The sequence below is a fragment of the Christiangramia marina genome (assembly GCF_048285865.1).
In the GTDB taxonomy this organism is placed as follows: Bacteria; Bacteroidota; Bacteroidia; order Flavobacteriales; family Flavobacteriaceae; genus Christiangramia; species Christiangramia marina.
This window is the reverse complement of the sequence record NZ_JBLVTK010000004.1, coordinates 129,273-146,486: the sequence shown is the minus strand read 5'-3', so window position 1 is coordinate 146,486 and position 17,214 is coordinate 129,273. Positions and strand designations below refer to the sequence as shown.

The following is a 17,214-nucleotide window of genomic DNA, read 5'->3' as shown; positions in this document are numbered from 1 at the left end:
AGCTGTACCCAAACTTTTAAAAAAATCAATTGTACTTTTAAAACCTCCCGCTAAACCATCCAATAATCCATTTCCGTAATTAGGCACCTTTCCCGAACCACCAAAAAGGTTAGACATACTACTCAGATGACTATCAGAAGCTCCATCGGTACCTACCCAAGTTAATCCCTCTATATTTCCACTTCCTTCATGCCATTCCAATTCCCCATTTCTATCCACATACCAATCAAATCCTCCATCTGGATCGATACGAACTATTGGATTATTCCCCATTCCAAGATACGGAGAATTATACTGATTATAAGGATCGGTAGTCAGCCATCGTCCTATTCGGCTATCCCATAGCCTTAGCTCAAAAGCCTCTTTTCCGGTCTCCGTGTCTTTTTCCTGGCCCTGGTAAGCATAACGATAGTCGCCCTCCATGTTTCTCCCCGGCATCGCCATTCCAAAAGGATAGTAATCGGTCTTTCCGATGGCCATGGCGTTCCCACTGTCATCCTGTTGCACTACTATCCTTACATTACCCAGATGATCGGTAAGCTGGTAGACATAATTTAGGTTGGTAAGCGTGGTCTGGCCAAGGTTTCTTTTGGCTACACCGATTCGGCTGTTACCAAAAATCGGATGCTCCATCGTAGTACCTGCACCGGCTTCATTGTAGATGGCCATGACATTACCGCTCACATCTCGCACGTAATAGGTATTGGTGGTTACCCCACTGATCGTACTTTCCTTGCGGGTACGATGACCGCGGTCGTTGTAATAGAAGTTGACCACTACACTTGGCTTGCTCACGGTCTCTACAAGGCCTGAGGTGGTATACGTATAGGTAAGGTCTTCTTCGGTATTGAAAACCAGTTGACCTATTTCATTATACACATAGTTGTTGCCACCCTGGCTTTTGATGTCATTGGCATTAGTCGTTTCTGTGACACCGTCAGCCACATGCTGCAACTGGTTCTTACCAGGATAATACGAGTAACTCAGGTCATCCATCTTATTGGACCCATTCTCGGTTTGTTTGTTCCTGCGAAGGTTCACAATGTTTCCGTTGGCGTCATAATTGATATTATCCACCATATAATCCTGGTTAGGATCCGGGGTATACAGCTCCTCCCCTGCTACAATACGGGCGGTCATCTCTGAGCCGGCCTCGGCAGTAAAACCGGGACCAAAGGTAATCGATTCCTGGGCGTAAAAATTCTCCTGTTCCCCGCTAAGTAGCTGGTTGGTGACCGATAAGTTTAGCGGCGCGTTGACCCCTTCTTCATACCTTCCATATTCTGCTTCTTTTAACCAGCTCTCCTTAGAGTATTGATAATTATACAAGTGTTGTTTAGTATCCTGAGCATCAGATTTCCACCGAAGTGCCTTGATGTTTCCATTGATATTATTAACTCCCCCGCTAAATGTAGCTACCGGGGTAGGGGTATTATCTCTTAAGTAATCCTGGTTATGGTAATCGATTCCTAATCCAAAGAGATCGGGCAATACCTGTGAGCTCTCCGTTCCATCCTGTCCCGGGTCGTTCTCCACCATTAATGATGGATGATTGATTGCCTTGAGCTGTCCTTCCAGGTTATATACATAATCGATTCCCTGCAGGTTATCCCCAATAATAGTTCGGGTTAATTCCCCCGATATATTATAAGTATAACTAGCCTGCTGCTTATAGCTTACATCATCGGTAGAGGTACTTACCGTGGTCAGCCGACCACTTTGATCATAATTATATTGGTGAATAAAACGCTCTCCCGGGGTATGCTGCTGGTAGTCTACTTTGGTAACCTGGCCACTCACAGGATCATAGGTGTAATCGATGGTTTTTGGACACTCCAGGCCTTCGATAAACTGGACGATCCAGGTAACTCTCCCCAGAATATCATAACTATAGACCGTGGTAGCCGTCTTAGGACTCTGGGTAGTGGTCATACTGATATTACTATTTACAAAGCCTTGCTGGTAAGCGGCCGGAAGGGAACAACCGGCAGGCATCATACCAGATAGATCTGCAGGAATATCGTAAGTCGTTTTTACCACTTCTTCGGTGATGGCCGATCCCAGTAGCGATGCATCGGGATCCATCGTCGCAAAGCTAAGATTGGTTACCACACCGCTTTCTACTGGACGGGCATATTGATCGTAATCGGTATAACTAAAATGGCCTACTTGTGCCTGTTTGCTGTTTTGAGAAAATCGTATCTGACCGTCTTTACGGTATTTAAAATTACCCGTCCCCTTATCTGGATTGCTCGTAGAAAGCAATTGTCCTAGACTGTTATAGCTATTCGTTGAAGCTGCCAGGCCGGATAGTGGCTGGGTGCTGGAAGTAGGACGCCCCGCTTTATCATAGTAATTCAAAGCGTAATCATAATAATTCTCCTGGTAACTAACGCTTATGTTTGTAAAACCAGAACGATCCTCTTCTGGAACCAGTCCGGGATCTTCTACAGCAATTCTATAGAAGCCTGAGGGAAGCGAACTTAATGAAGTTGTTATTTTCTGTTCGGTGATCAAGTCAAAAATCTCAAGGCTATAACCGGAGGCTCCGCTCACGCTCGCCCCGCTACAGCCTTTTGGAATATGAATATCTACATAGCCTTGCTCATTCATCGATACACTGCTATTACGAGGTGTAGTCCCACCGGATTCATTTCCACTTCGTGCCTGGGCAAGCAGGTTCCCCTGGCCGTCTTCGAACTTCACCACTTCAAAACCTTCAGGGCTTCGCATGACGGTCTTAAAAACAACCCGGCTGCTATAAGAAGCATCATTAAAAGCAACACCAGCTGCCAGTTCGTCTCCGGCTTTCATCTTAAAGGAATAACCCGATTCCCAGCTATAGGTGTCATCTCCATCTATGTCCACTTTCTTCCCTCCTAGGCTACGTAAAGCCTCGCCAGGGCGAAGACGACTATATACCGCTAAAGAATAAGGATGATCAGTAATATCCTGGTAAGGATTTGAGGAATTTGTATTACTATAATAGCTTCCTAATTTACTCTGGGAACTTACCGCCGAAGGGGTTAGTTGATTCCCAAACTGGTAATCTATAAAATCAAAATCACCGCCCGATGCATCCTTGATCAGGTTCGTCTCCTTCAGAAAATCTGTACCCACAGGTGCAGAAAGCGTATTGAGCACTGCTCTACCATACGAATCATAATACACCCCACTGGCCCAAACCGTATCACTGGCGATATCCCATTGCTGGCTCTGGGTAAGCTTCCCCATATTGTTATAATACGATACGCCTGAACTTACCTTGGTCCCATCCACGCGGTAACTCGCCTCGTACAACAAATTCACATTTGAATCCAATATGTTTTGAGAAGTTAGTATAATAGAAAACATGGTAAGAACGAATGTAAGATAATAATGCTTCATGGGAAGAGATAAAAATTATGAATACAATTTAATTACAAGAAGTCAAACAATTATCAAATACACCGTAATGACATTACGGTTTCTCATTCTTGAATTTGTAACAATAAAACTTAACTCAATTTTAAATAGAGGATAAAAAATAAAATTCCAAAAAAAAGAACTCCTACTATTAAAGAATAAAAACGATGTAAATGATCTTCAAGATTACCTCGAAACCCTGTAAATAGCCATATTAATAATGCCCCTACAAGTCTCATAAAATATAACCCTCCAAACATGTTTTTTAATCATTTTCGTATAATAATTCCGTACCCAAGCTAGTTCTGAATTGAAAGGCCGATATTCGTTCTAGTTGTTTTCTTAATTTATAAGAATCTGCATTATGCCTTTCAATCATAGTCCTGTAAGACTTACCTCTGACTTTAGCATGATCCACTCCAGAGAATAAACCTTTAGTTTCTTTGGCAAATTTATTAAATCCTTTAAAAGATGGCTTCATCAAGTGCAAAAACGTACTTTTAATTCCATATTCAGTTCCCATCGAAGCTATATCCAAAAATCCCATTAAACCAGCTTCAGTTCTATGATCCCCTTGCAATTGTTCTCCACTAAAAGTTCTTCCCCCTTTAAAAAGTGAATATATGTTATTTGCGGTGCCATAAGTCGTACCTACACCAATCTGAGCTAAACTTTCCCCAAAATCAGCAGGTTTCTTTTTTTGAAAAAATTCAATTTGACTAAAAAATCCAGCCTTACTAATTTGTGAAGCAAAAACCAAGCTCCCTGGCTATTTACGACCCCGCCATTTTTTCTTAATTTTTCACTTATATTACCAAAATTCACATTGAAAACATTCACACCGTTCTCAATTGAACTACCCTTTATCCCAAATTTATGATATTTTGTTTTTGGATCATCGCTTTTAAGGAAAAAACCTTTAAAACCCCCACCTATCCATCCTAGTATAGCTCCAGCACGTGTCTTATAACCTCCATCAGGGTCAATCCCGTTTACTGGATCATTCCCCATTCTAAGATACGGAGAATTATGCTGATTACAAGGATCGGTAGTCAACCATCTTCTTATTCGGCTATCCCATAATCTCAGCTCAAAAGCCTCTTTTCCGGTCTCCGGGTCTTTCTCCTGCCCCTGGTAGGCATAGCGGTAATCCCCTTCCGTGTTTCTTCCTGGCATGGCCATTCCAAACGCCTCTTAAAGCAAAAAACTATCACTAATTATGGACTAGTTATAGCAGGAGTTTCATATAGTTTTTCAAACACTAATCCTGTAAAGTTAAACTTATTGTAAAGATTAAAAAATTCATCGCTTGCATCTTTAACATCACAATATGTAAGTACCTGTGATGCATTCATTTGGGGTATTTTAAAAATACTAGATTCAGAAATCCTTTCCTCATGAAAATGAAATTCCAAAACTTCGCCTTTTGAACCATCATCATAAATTTCAAATTGGGATTTATTCAAATCAAGCATATTTATGCATTCTAAAACATTCAGAATGTATAATTTTTCTCCAGAACAATTAATAGGAATAATTTGACCAGCTTGTTCAAAAATATCAAAAATAGGGCTATCATATACAGCTTGGTCAAAAACTAAAGCACTTCCACCATCTAAATAGAAAAAATTACCCGGCAAATTCTTGGTATTATAAATATAAAAATCAATATCTTCCGGCCAATTATTTTTTTCTTTACCATTAAAAAAATGTATGTCGATGAAATTACTATCATCTTCATTAATATCGGCCATAATCCATTGATATTTTTTGACATCAACCTCTATTCTATAAATTTTCATCTATTTAAATTTTATAACTAAATAATATTCAATTTAATTATTATAGCTGTTATATTTTGTATATCTATAGCATTTATAATATTAGTATTTTACAGTTCCGTTTATTATACTTTGTTTAAACTGATCTAAAGCTTTACCTCTATTACCAGGACCAGCGCTTAGTAATTTTCTTGTAAGTTCCTTATAATATAAATCTGTATGTATTCTGGTGTGCGGTATTGCATCCTTCACTGTAATGTATTTAGTTGATTTCGGCAAGAATACACCATTTTTAACAGAATTTATTCCAATATTCTCTGCCGCAAGCAACTTTCTTGCTAATGCTGCTCGCCTGTCAAGACCTGCAACAATATGATGTGCAGCAGAATTGGCAGGTCTAGAAATTCCTGAACTAACCAAATTCTTTCCTAATTTATACGAGCTAGGACCTCCAACTAACCCAAGAGCTCCCATTCCTGTTTGAGGAGGATAAAAATCTAACTCATAACCATATTTGTCAACAGCAAACCCATTTGGACCTGCTCTGAAATTATCTCCAAATATTTTTTCAAATGTCGTTTGAGGTGCCATGACAGGGTCTGCAAATCCACTATTAAACGCAGCTAAATCAGCTCCACTAGTAGCCATAAATGTACCTGTTAACTCTCCTGATCCATCTCCTCCTCCGTAATCTAAGGCAATACCATATTTCCCGCTACCTGTAGAGACATCACTAGTGTACCGTTGCCCTCTAAAACCATTTCCAACCCATCCCCAAAATTGTCCCCATTTAGTTTTCCAACCACCATCAGGATCTATTCCATTTACCGGGTCATTTCCCATTCCAAGATACGGAGAATTATACTGATTATAAGGATCTGTGGTAAGCCATCGTCCTATTCGGCTATCCCATAGCCTTAGCCCAAAAGCCTCTTTTCCGGTCTCCGTGTCTTTTTCCTGGCCCTGGTAAGCATAACGATAGTCGCCCTCCATGTTTCTCCCCGGCATCGCCATTCCAAAAGGATAGTAATCGGTCTTTCCGATGGCCATGGCGTTCCCACTGTCATCCTGTTGCACTACTATCCTTACATTACCCAGATGATCGGTAAGCTGGTAGACATAATTTAGGTTGGTAAGCGTGGTCTGGCCAAGGTTTCTTTTGGCTACACCGATTCGGCTGTTACCAAAAATCGGATGCTCCATCGTAGTACCTGCACCGGCTTCATTGTAGATGGCCATGACATTACCGCTCACATCTCGCACGTAATAGGTATTGGTGGTTACCCCACTGATCGTACTTTCCTTGCGGGTACGATGACCGCGGTCGTTGTAATAGAAGTTGACCACTACACTTGGCTTGCTCACGGTCTCTACAAGGCCTGAGGTGGTATACGTATAGGTAAGGTCTTCTTCGGTATTGAAAACCAGTTGACCTATTTCATTATACACATAGTTGTTGCCACCCTGGCTTTTGATGTCATTGGCATTAGTCGTTTCTGTGACACCGTCAGCCACATGCTGCAACTGGTTCTTACCAGGATAATACGAGTAACTCAGGTCATCCATCTTATTGGACCCATTCTCGGTTTGTTTGTTCCTGCGAAGGTTCACAATGTTTCCGTTGGCGTCATAATTGATATTATCCACCATATAATCCTGGTTAGGATCCGGGGTATACAGCTCCTCCCCTGCTACAATACGGGCGGTCATCTCTGAGCCGGCCTCGGCAGTAAAACCGGGACCAAAGGTAATCGATTCCTGGGCGTAAAAATTCTCCTGTTCCCCGCTAAGTAGCTGGTTGGTGACCGATAAGTTTAGCGGCGCGTTGACCCCTTCTTCATACCTTCCATATTCTGCTTCTTTTAACCAGCTCTCCTTAGAGTATTGATAATTATACAAGTGTTGTTTAGTATCCTGAGCATCAGATTTCCACCGAAGTGCCTTGATGTTTCCATTGATATTATTAACTCCCCCGCTAAATGTAGCTACCGGGGTAGGGGTATTATCTCTTAAGTAATCCTGGTTATGGTAATCGATTCCTAATCCAAAGAGATCGGGCAATACCTGTGAGCTCTCCGTTCCATCCTGTCCCGGGTCGTTCTCCACCATTAATGATGGATGATTGATTGCCTTGAGCTGTCCTTCCAGGTTATATACATAATCGATTCCCTGCAGGTTATCCCCAATAATAGTTCGGGTTAATTCCCCCGATATATTATAAGTATAACTAGCCTGCTGCTTATAGCTTACATCATCGGTAGAGGTACTTACCGTGGTCAGCCGACCACTTTGATCATAATTATATTGGTGAATAAAACGCTCTCCCGGGGTATGCTGCTGGTAGTCTACTTTGGTAACCTGGCCACTCACAGGATCATAGGTGTAATCGATGGTTTTTGGACACTCCAGGCCTTCGATAAACTGGACGATCCAGGTAACTCTCCCCAGAATATCATAACTATAGACCGTGGTAGCCGTCTTAGGACTCTGGGTAGTGGTCATACTGATATTACTATTTACAAAGCCTTGCTGGTAAGCGGCCGGAAGGGAACAACCGGCAGGCATCATACCAGATAGATCTGCAGGAATATCGTAAGTCGTTTTTACCACTTCTTCGGTGATGGCCGATCCCAGTAGCGATGCATCGGGATCCATCGTCGCAAAGCTAAGATTGGTTACCACACCGCTTTCTACTGGACGGGCATATTGATCGTAATCGGTATAACTAAAATGGCCTACTTGTGCCTGTTTGCTGTTTTGAGAAAATCGTATCTGACCGTCTTTACGGTATTTAAAATTACCCGTCCCCTTATCTGGATTGCTCGTAGAAAGCAATTGTCCTAGACTGTTATAGCTATTCGTTGAAGCTGCCAGGCCGGATAGTGGCTGGGTGCTGGAAGTAGGACGCCCCGCTTTATCATAGTAATTCAAAGCGTAATCATAATAATTCTCCTGGTAACTAACGCTTATGTTTGTAAAACCAGAACGATCCTCTTCTGGAACCAGTCCGGGATCTTCTACAGCAATTCTATAGAAGCCTGAGGGAAGCGAACTTAATGAAGTTGTTATTTTCTGTTCGGTGATCAAGTCAAAAATCTCAAGGCTATAACCGGAGGCTCCGCTCACGCTCGCCCCGCTACAGCCTTTTGGAATATGAATATCTACATAGCCTTGCTCATTCATCGATACACTGCTATTACGAGGTGTAGTCCCACCGGATTCATTTCCACTTCGTGCCTGGGCAAGCAGGTTCCCCTGGCCGTCTTCGAACTTCACCACTTCAAAACCTTCAGGGCTTCGCATGACGGTCTTAAAAACAACCCGGCTGCTATAAGAAGCATCATTAAAAGCAACACCAGCTGCCAGTTCGTCTCCGGCTTTCATCTTAAAGGAATAACCCGATTCCCAGCTATAGGTGTCATCTCCATCTATGTCCACTTTCTTCCCTCCTAGGCTACGTAAAGCCTCGCCAGGGCGAAGACGACTATATACCGCTAAAGAATAAGGATGATCAGTAATATCCTGGTAAGGATTTGAGGAATTTGTATTACTATAATAGCTTCCTAATTTACTCTGGGAACTTACCGCCGAAGGGGTTAGTTGATTCCCAAACTGGTAATCTATAAAATCAAAATCACCGCCCGATGCATCCTTGATCAGGTTCGTCTCCTTCAGAAAATCTGTACCCACAGGTGCAGAAAGCGTATTGAGCACTGCTCTACCATACGAATCATAATACACCCCACTGGCCCAAACCGTATCACTGGCGATATCCCATTGCTGGCTCTGGGTAAGCTTCCCCATATTGTTATAATACGATACGCCTGAACTTACCTTGGTCCCATCCACGCGGTAACTCGCCTCGTACAACAAATTCACATTCGAATCCAAGATGTTTTGGGAATGTAAAAACGCACAACTTCCGCAAAAAATTAGAATCAATAAGCCTTTAAATTTTTCAATAAACATTTCCTAATATTTTATTTAAAAGTTCCTGAATCTGAACAATCCATAATATGACTCCCTGATCGCTCAATGCTAAATCCTGTATTCTTATCTCGAACCTCCACTTTGTAATAAGCATACGCATTAGGACAATCAGTTCTTAGAGGGTATGTATTAAAATCATTCCACGCTCCATAATTCAACGTGCTAGGATCAGGATTTGCGCTCTTGGCCCACCTATATTCATAACTACCACTTCCTCCATCTGCATTCGCTACAACTTCTGAAATTGGATCATTAGGATAATTTATTGAAATACTCAAGGAAAGAGTAGAGTAATCTTCTTCTTCTGGGGTGTTATTAGTCTCATTTAAATATCGATATTCATATTCTTTGACTAAGTTAAAACCACCAATACTAGTGTTACCAAACTCCGGAGTTTCAGAGTAGACACCTATTAATCGAGACCCCTGATCATAATCGAAAAAAGTGGCTAAATTGTTACTTCCTAACATGTGAGTCAATTCATTCCACCCATTATAAACATAAGATTCCAAAGAACTGGATATTGGATGAATTCTATAGTCATCAAAGTAAATGTTTCCAGAAATAGAAGATACTGAAATTTCCTTATCAACTCCATCAAGATTAATATAGTGGTTCAATTGCACCCAATCTCCAGAATGAACTACTTCTCCATTAAAAGAGATACTATTTCCATTCACCTTTATTCTTGCATTCTGAAAATTCGCTTTGTCTGCCCATACGGAAATTTTATATTTCCCTGGAGTATAATTATCTAGAGTATGAGAGAACCCATCACCACCGGAGTTTATATTCACAGAATAAACTCCAGTATGTGATTTTATATTCGTTCTTCCACTATTTGAAAAACCAATATCCATCAACATTCCATTGTTATACTCAGCTCCACTATAAGCAAAATCGTCAAAGGGTGCATTACATGTCGCTAGTACCTTTGATGAATTATCAATTCTCTTCGTTGTCGCTCTATTACCATTTATATCAACTACTTCTAATGTATTTGAAAAGTGATCATACATCGTGGTTTCACTGGATTTCACCCAGTTATCTGCATAACCACTATTTGCCTCTCCTAACGTCCAGTCAAAATGCAAGTCATTTAAAATATCCGTACTGTATGAGCCGTCACTATTAAGCGATCCTTTCCAAATAAAGTTTTGATGCTTTCTATAAATGGACTCCGGATTAATTGCTTCTAAAACACCTTCTCCATTTCTATACCTCCAATCTGGTTTCCAAGTAGTAATTGAAGCACCTAATACTTTATTTGTAGCCTTCAGATACTGCATTTCCACAGCCTGCTGAGAAAGCATATTTTTATTATTTATCGGATCCAAAACCTTCGAACCCATTTTGGGGTATTTTTCATAAGCTGGAATTCTTTCAGAAATTACTTTAGAGCCATCAGGTAATGTTGTCTCACTTTTTCTAAAGTTACCTAACCACGGATCTGCATCACTGTATATAGTATGAGATGAGTATCCACCGATTTGCGTTGAAGTACTCTCAAGCATATTATTATAATTGGTTCTACTTGAAACACTCAATCGTTTTCTAGCAGAATTTACTTGGTAACCATCCTCACTAGTAGTGAAAATAGTCTTCATCGAAGTGAAAATATCCCTTGTATACCCTTTGTTTGGCTCTTTTGAAATAAGTGACTCCCCATTAACGTAACTATTATTTACTTTTAATAGAACATGATTTTCACGATTTAGTTTTTCAATAGATCGTATTTGCCCTAAAATAGCTGTGTTAATTTTAAGATCTATCTTCTTAGCCAAAATGGAATCGATGTCAGTACCGTCAAATCCATTGTAATTATTTGAAACTTGTGCTTCAAAAATATTCTTTTCCAACGGCCCATTTCCAGAGGACTGCAAAATTAGATCAGGATTAAATATGTCGAAGATAGGTTTCATCACATGATGACGATACCTCATTTTCTCATAATAATTACCATTCACATCCTCTTCGGTCACAGTTACAAATTCATACATAACCCCTGGTCCGGGTAATTCCGTTCTATAAGGTACATAATTAACACCTCTTGCCGGTGCATAAGTTGTAATCCCTGAACTTTGATTTTCATAAGGGTTGGTATAATTATATTTAACTTTATATTGATTGGAGCCCTCCGTTGTTATCAATTCTTTAACCCTCAAACCACCTCCTGTTTGATCAGAAGGGACTCTATTTGCCAGTAAATTATAAATTATTGCGCGGTTATAATTATTCTCATTAATTCCTCCTGGATCATCAGCATGGGCAATCTGGTATCTTTGATCTTTGGCTTGATCGGTGATAGTCCTATTGAATTTCTGACCAAAAATCTCATTCCCAGCTTCATGACAATTTCTTAATCTGGCAGAAGTAGTAAACTTTAAAGTATCTTTAGAAACACTTGTAATTGAACCTGTCTCTTTTAAAATATCTAATCCCGAATCACGAAAACCATTTCCAGAATAATTTCTTGAATAACTTGCCCATGAATCAAAAAACAAATCCTTTTCTGGGTTGAAGTAGTCCCTAAAATCCCATGGTACTATATAATTTTTCTCAAAATCAGAATCTTTTGTAACGGTTACTTCTATTAAACCAGTATCTCCTACATCAGATTCTATACACTGAAAAGTTGTAAGATTTTCAAAAACAAAATTTAACCCATCTGTCCAAAATCTTCTGGAAGCAGCCTCCGTGTAATAATCATCCTCCTCGTAATTTATATCAATTCTAGCTCCGGTAGGCAATGTTATAGATTTTAAACTCCAACCTATAGAACGCTCTTTTTCCTCTCCGTTACCATTAACATAATTTCCCTGCATAAAACCCCATGAATCAACGTTTTGAAGCCTATCGATCCAAATATCAAATATTGCTCCGGCAGACGGTTGAGTCCCTGCAACAGGATTATAATTGTAATTCGGCATATCCTTAAGGTAATAATTAAAGGAAGTCGGGGGCATATAACTTGCACCTCCTTTTCCCTTAAACTCTACTGAATTTAAAGTTAATCTTGCCTTAGCTTCATTAAGAACTGGATCAGCGGCATTTGAAGAAGCTGAGTTTTTAGCTAAAACGTAATCATGATTAAACTCGGTCACTTTTAATGCATTATTCTGAATAAAAGATTCATCTACATCATTAATATCCAATACCTGGCTTTCTTGATGAATTCCATATTCATAATTAGCCCCATATACATCTGCAAAATATGGTGACTTCCAGTTAGGTGAGTGAGTTTGATCTCTAACATAACCGGGATATGAGCTTCCTAATGTTCCAGGAGAGGATTTGATTAGGCTCCTCCCAATTTCATCATTTACTAAAACAATCTTAGATAGCTTTAGAGAGTACTCCCGTGCATATTGCACCCCAGGCTCTCGAACATGAATATTATCGTTGGTATAATTAAGACTACTGTTATTATATCCACCTGTTGCACCAAGATTATTGTTTCCTCCATTGTTGAATCTAAATTGAAGATTCTTACCAATAGCATCATGTCTCAATTCCTTAACGAAAAGTGCAGTTCGGTTTCTAGTATTTATCTTATCCAGATAATATACCTGCTTACGTCCAAAACTATAGCTTCCCTTATCCTTTAACTCAATACCCTGCTTACTATTAGCACCGTAATCATTAACGAAATCATTATATGGACTTCTCCAAGTAAAACCATCAGACCATTTACCATACTCCAATTCTGTCCAGTTTCCATAATCTTCATTATTGAAAGTACCCAATTTATTGTTATCATTTGGATCTGGACGATCTACATAATCACTACCAGTTACTGCAGTTAATAACCAATGGGTGGCGTAACTTTTAAATTCGCGCTTTTCACTGACATTTGAAGCATTAAATAATTCATCTTCCTGGCTCTCAATCAATTTTCTTTGTATACGTTCGTAATGGTAAACAGGTAAGCTATAATGATAGGCAGTTCCATCAGGAGAGGTTATTTTATACCCTCCAATTCCACTTGAATCAAATATACCAGAATTTGCACGAATAGAATTCGGTATATTTCTAGGAGTTATTAAAGCTTGTGCTTCGCCGTTTGCAATCTGTTCATTAGTAAACACTTCAACGTAATTAGCTGACTGTGCTCTGTATAAATTAGAAGAGGTTGACGTATGCTCAGTGTCCAGGGTTATGAAATCCCCCAAGGTGGAAACATTTTGAAGACTACTGCTTTGTAATAAGTTATCCTGATCTAATTCTTCGCTGGTAAATTGACCATCGAAATAAAATTGAAATTTTTTGAAATCACCTGCATAATTTATTTGCTTGTCAATTTTATGACTTTTTGTTGCGTGGTGCCAAAAGGTATGCACCCCTTCTCCATTAGAATTTGTAGATCGATTTCCTTTATCAAAAATTACTGCTGACTGGAATGCTCTTGGTGACATATTCCCGGCAATTCCATGACCCGTAACATTGTATCCATCATACCCAAGAGTAGTATAATTCGCTTTTTGAATTTTATTAGTATAATCACCAACGAAACCGTGTTCAGTTTGAGGAACCTCAGTAGAATAAACATCCATAGAACTTGTTCTGCTATTAAAATCGCTAAAACTTGGAATATAACTGTTATTTTCAATTCCAGGAATATCTTCGATCAGACCAGAATAATCATTAGAATATAATGCACCCCACTCTCTATTTTCAAAAGCTTTTTTAATATCAATTCTAACTCGAGTATGATTATACCCAAGAGTTAATGGTATACCTACAAAGTGTAATGGTAAAGATATCTGTGTATTCTGTTGAGATACATCCGAATCACTTTCTGAGAATGTTTCGGAACTCATACCTACGGCCCCCCCAGCAGAATTACCATTCTGTAAATTTTGAGCACCACCTATTCCAAAGCCATTCTCAGAAAAACTTGCACCAATTGAGTTTTTCCAATTTCCACTAGCATCCCGACGAGCATAACCTGCAGAACCACTTAATGCCCATTGATCTGATAACGAATAACCTAGCTGACCTGAAATACTAGTTCCTCCAAAATTGGCATTAACTCCCAAACCCGCAGCAACATTAACCCCCCCTACATTAGAAGATGCGTTAGCAGACACACCTAAATTACCACTAAAATTACCCAATGCCGCACTCAAGCCTAATCTAGCACTAACAGTCCCCGAAACCCCTTGGTTACCTCCCCAGTTCATCCCAACTCCTACTGAAGCAACACCATAATCGATCATAGCCGATATTCCATAATAATTTTGGGTAGCAGAATACGAATTGAAATTGATCGATTTAGCATCCAACCAGTCATCAGGTGTGTTAGTAACCGACCTGTTAATAGCACCCGGAGTTAAATACCAACCCAAGCCAACCCAGGAAGCCTCCATATCACTTGGAATTCCAGCATGATAAGATAATGATAATGGATATCCCTCCACATCCATAACTGGTAAGACGTATGAAAGGTCACCAGTGGAAAGATTAACCATATCTGATGCGTTAACAGGCTCAAATCCCGCTGCTGATGGCGAATTTGGACCATTATTATTCGCGTACAAATAATTGTAAGGCAGTACAGAATTCACTAATGAGAAAATAAAGAATAAGGCAATGACACGATGTCTGGTCTTCGGATATATCATCTGGTAGGTTTATTTAAAATCTATTTCCATATTTCGTTTAATCTTTTCAAGATCAAATGAGAATTTGAGATCTCTATTATGAAATCCCATATCTTTTAGGTTTATTGCCAATATTTGGTCATCTTCCGAAACACCCTTACGGTTAAAAAAGAATAAGATATTGGTAGCATGATTCAAACCGTATAGCCTAGGATAAACATAATCGGTTATGCTAATGTTATCATTACTATTAGTTGAAATGAAGATCTGATCTGTTAGGCCAAAAATCAGCTTTTCCTTCAAGGCACGGTATTGACCAACCCCTCCCTTTAAATTGTGATCAATTGCGTGACCTCCACGGGTCATAGACAATTGGAAATAATAATAATCTTTATATTTACTTCTCAAAGAATCAAGATTCATTTGATATTCAGGACTCCCTATTAAATCGAGATTGACCAGAATATCTGTTGGGACATACGAAACTTCAAAACGATAATCATTATCTTCTCTAACTTTGACCAATCCATTATCACTATTAGCGATATATTGTCTCAACTGACCGACTTCAGAAAAATCGAGATCTGACGAGCAAGAAAATTGAAATAATAAAAGGAATACTACAATTTTGGAAACCGTTTTTTCAAATAATCTATTTATTTTTAAAATCATAGATTTAAGCTTTGAATAACCTCTTCAGAGATATCAATAGCACTCTCCCCATACATAATATTTCCAGAACCATTCGCTCCAAGAATCAAATCATACCCTTCTTGCTCTCCATAAATTTTGAGAAATTGATTAATATCTCCTAAAAGCAAATTCATGTTTGCTACATCCTCCTGTTGAATCTTTTGCTGAATTGCCTGATTATATTTATTCAATTGAACTCGCTTTTGCTCTAAAAGCTTTTCTAATTCAACCAACCTATCAGCTGAAAGGTTTGCTTTATTTTGCTCAAAATCTATCATATTCGATTTAAAGGATTGAAACAAACTATCCCTATTCGAATTTAATTCCTCCTTCTGACTCTCAAATTCCTCTTTTATTTCATTAGTGCGGCTATAACCTTTAATTACCTTGTTAATATCTACGTAGGCAACCCTCTTAATTGCACCCATACCTTGAAAAAAAGTATAACCAGAAAACAAAAGAGCTAAAACAGCAATAAACGTCGAAATCTTGTTCATTAAAATATAATTACGAATAATATTAAGCCACAAACTTAATTGGATTAGATATTGTTTTTTGTTGGTAGACCGTAGTCTTTTTACGGTTTAAATAAAATAGAGCAAACCAGTTTTTTATATCATTGTTAGTATGAAGAAAATGAAAAAAATACCGGCTTTCAATCTCCAGGAAATGCTAATTGTTTTGGCCATTCTCGGCATTCTGCTTTTAATTGCCTTGCCGAATTTTATGCCGCTAATTAGTAAGACTAAGGCTCAGGAAGCTAAAATTCAACTTAAATATATTGCAAATCTTCAAAAGCAATATCAATATTTGAACTCCAAATATACCATGGATTTCAATCAATTGGATTTTGAGAAGCCACTAACGGTGATAAGTGGTGGTTCATCGAATTATAAATATGAAGTTGTTGAAGCAAACACAAATAATTTCGTTGTGCGTGCAACTGCAGTTGTAGATTTTGATGGCGATGGGATCTTGAATGTTTGGGAAATTGATAGGAACGGGAACCCCATACAGAAAATTCCGGATTGAATAACTTTTTTCTTTACCTCGTAATTATAACGATCTTGTCGATCATGACTTATGAAGACCTGAAATTTAGAGCCATAAGTTGGATTTTATTTCCTTTATTCCTTGGTTTTTCGAGTTACCTACACTATTTAAATTCCATTGAAAGCTATTTCTACCTGAATTGTTTTTTCAATCTAGCTCTATTATCAATGGTATTGATAATAACCTATACATATGCAAGATTCAGAATGAAAGTTGATTTCTTAAATGAGGCATTTGGATTAGGAGATGTATTTTTTTTTGTAGGGATGTCGGTAGCTTTTCCAACAACCACTTTTATAATACTCTTTTGCGCTACATCTATATTTTCACTTTTTCTTCACAATGGATTAAGACATTTAGCGAAAACAGATATTAAAAAGAACACCATCCCACTGGCGGGATACTCATCCATATTACTGCAACTGGTTTATTGTATGAATCTATTGGGATATAACACTAAAATTTTTCTAACATGAAAAAGTCCTATAGAATTGAAACTGAACTTAAACAACTCATTACACCTGCGCAGGCGTTTCAATATAGGATCATACCGGTGAGTAAAGTAGAAGAAAAATTTAAATTTCTTACAGATATTGAGGATAGGGAATCTTTGACAATTGAATTAAACATAATACTTGGAGGCCAAGTAGAACTTTTAAAGGACTCTAAAGAAAATATTCAATCATACC

General features: G+C 38.8%; 10 protein-coding genes. 2 read left to right on the top strand and 8 right to left on the bottom strand.

Annotation, left to right across the window (positions count from 1 at the left end; genetic code table 11):
• The 8 genes from ACNKXS_RS13790 to ACNKXS_RS13755 all read right to left on the bottom strand — a co-directional run.
• The coding region (locus tag ACNKXS_RS13790) for an RHS repeat domain-containing protein (protein ID WP_417921362.1) at positions 1–3,387 on the bottom strand (3,387 nt) is incomplete at its 3' end.
• A gap of 283 nt (positions 3,388–3,670) precedes the next feature.
• Positions 3,671–4,165: a hypothetical protein gene (locus ACNKXS_RS13785; RefSeq protein WP_417921361.1), complete on the bottom strand. Its 495-nt coding sequence runs from the start codon at positions 4,163–4,165 to the stop codon at positions 3,671–3,673.
• Positions 4,072–4,587, bottom strand: coding sequence for an RHS repeat domain-containing protein (locus ACNKXS_RS13780; RefSeq protein WP_417921360.1), 516 nt, complete (start codon positions 4,585–4,587; stop codon positions 4,072–4,074). The genes ACNKXS_RS13785 and ACNKXS_RS13780 overlap by 94 nt, the downstream gene beginning before the upstream one ends.
• A 35-nt stretch (positions 4,588–4,622) precedes the next feature.
• Positions 4,623–5,207 (bottom strand): imm11 family protein, encoded by a 585-nt coding sequence (locus ACNKXS_RS13775; protein ID WP_417921359.1) that lies wholly within the window; start codon positions 5,205–5,207, stop codon positions 4,623–4,625.
• An 81-nt stretch (positions 5,208–5,288) separates the two neighbouring features.
• Positions 5,289–9,065 (bottom strand): RHS repeat-associated core domain-containing protein, encoded by a 3,777-nt coding sequence (locus ACNKXS_RS13770; RefSeq protein ID WP_417921358.1) that lies wholly within the window; start codon positions 9,063–9,065, stop codon positions 5,289–5,291.
• 101 nt (positions 9,066–9,166) lie between these two features.
• Complete coding sequence (locus ACNKXS_RS13765; protein WP_417921357.1) at positions 9,167–14,716, bottom strand: serine-rich family protein; 5,550 nt, start codon at positions 14,714–14,716, stop codon at positions 9,167–9,169.
• 93 nt (positions 14,717–14,809) lie between these two features.
• A complete protein-coding gene (locus ACNKXS_RS13760) occupies positions 14,810–15,451 on the bottom strand; it encodes a hypothetical protein (RefSeq protein WP_417921356.1) in 642 nt (213 codons plus the stop codon).
• Positions 15,448–15,969: an OmpH/Skp family outer membrane protein gene (locus ACNKXS_RS13755; RefSeq protein WP_417921355.1), complete on the bottom strand. Its 522-nt coding sequence runs from the start codon at positions 15,967–15,969 to the stop codon at positions 15,448–15,450. The genes ACNKXS_RS13760 and ACNKXS_RS13755 overlap by 4 nt, the downstream gene beginning before the upstream one ends.
• A gap of 139 nt (positions 15,970–16,108) precedes the next feature.
• On the opposite strand from ACNKXS_RS13755, the gene ACNKXS_RS13750 reads away from it, so the two are divergent.
• Together ACNKXS_RS13750 and ACNKXS_RS13745 are read left to right on the top strand one after the other, a co-directional pair.
• Entirely contained in the window at positions 16,109–16,504 is a 396-nt protein-coding gene (locus tag ACNKXS_RS13750; RefSeq protein WP_417921354.1) for a type IV pilin protein, read from the top strand.
• A 493-nt stretch (positions 16,505–16,997) separates the two neighbouring features.
• Positions 16,998–17,214: hypothetical protein (locus ACNKXS_RS13745; RefSeq protein WP_417921353.1), on the top strand; the 217-nt coding region annotated here is incomplete at its 3' end.

What these genes read in the sequence shown, in the direction of transcription:
- ACNKXS_RS13780 (WP_417921360.1), bottom strand. Translation starts at nt 4,587, where the DNA reads ATGGCCATGCCAGGAAGAAACACGGAAGGGGATTACCGCTATGCCTAC.
- ACNKXS_RS13775 (WP_417921359.1), bottom strand. Translation starts at nt 5,207, where the DNA reads ATGAAAATTTATAGAATAGAGGTTGATGTCAAAAAATATCAATGGATT.
- ACNKXS_RS13760 (WP_417921356.1), bottom strand. Translation starts at nt 15,451, where the DNA reads ATGATTTTAAAAATAAATAGATTATTTGAAAAAACGGTTTCCAAAATT.
- ACNKXS_RS13755 (WP_417921355.1), bottom strand. Translation starts at nt 15,969, where the DNA reads ATGAACAAGATTTCGACGTTTATTGCTGTTTTAGCTCTTTTGTTTTCT.
- ACNKXS_RS13750 (WP_417921354.1), top strand. Translation starts at nt 16,109, where the DNA reads ATGAAAAAAATACCGGCTTTCAATCTCCAGGAAATGCTAATTGTTTTG.